Below are 891 nucleotides of genomic sequence, written 5' to 3'. Positions count from 1 at the left end.
AAGAATATCTGACTGCCATTTCACTTGCAAAAAAAGCCGGAAACCCAAAACTACAAGGATTAATATGCAATCATGCGGGCTACCTGTATTACCTGCAAGACTTATTAGAGCAAGCTGACTCCATCTATCAGCTAACCGAACAACTGGCAATACAGCAAAATGACACAAGCCTTTGGGCAGATGCATTGTCGTTTCAAGGAAAGATAAATATAGAAAGAGGAATACCATATTACCCCAAAGCGGAAGAAAAATTATTGAAGGCATTTGATATGACAAATACGCCCAATCACAAGCAGTTACAGGCAGATATAGCTGCTGCACTCAGCTCATTATACAATAGTATGGAATTAAATAAAAAAGCGGTTCATTACGCCAAGCTAAACATATCGTTGCGAAACGATACGGCACAGCATTACAGAGCCTTTCTACTTTTAGGCGATGCTTATTTTAAAGCCGGGCTATATGATTCCGCAACTTTATATATCAATAAAAGCCTATCGAGCACAGGATATGGCACCCAAGCCAGTGCCTATATGCGTTTGGCAGAGATAGCCAAAGTGCAAGGAGACTTAGACAAATCACTGGAATTTACAAAGAAGCATACGCTTTACCTGGATAGTCTGCATTTAGCAAAACAAAGCAACGACATTCTCATTGCAGAAAAAGAAGTAGCAAAACAGCAATATACCAACAACTTAGGGCACCAAAACAAGAAGCTGCATATTTTAATAATAGTCAGCGTTCTGCTCATCTGTATCACCGGAATTGTCTATGCCGTATTAAGAAGAAGCCAACAAAAGGCGCACCACATTGAGCAAGAACAATCTCTTTTAGAAAAAGAGAAACAAGACTTGCAGCAGAAGTACATACAACTTAAAAACGAACTCACCC

1 protein-coding gene is annotated in these 891 nt (G+C 39.6%); it reads left to right on the top strand.

Translation table 11 applies throughout. The features are described from left to right. On the top strand, positions 1-891 hold an 891-nt coding region (locus DW036_RS25345; RefSeq protein ID WP_369906920.1), incomplete at both ends, for a tetratricopeptide repeat protein.

The sequence above is a fragment of the Bacteroides sp. AF39-11AC genome, assembly GCF_003474285.1.
Classification (GTDB): domain Bacteria; phylum Bacteroidota; class Bacteroidia; order Bacteroidales; family Bacteroidaceae; genus Bacteroides.
The sequence above is the reverse complement of the archived record's forward strand: the minus strand, read 5'-3'. Positions and strand labels throughout refer to the sequence as shown.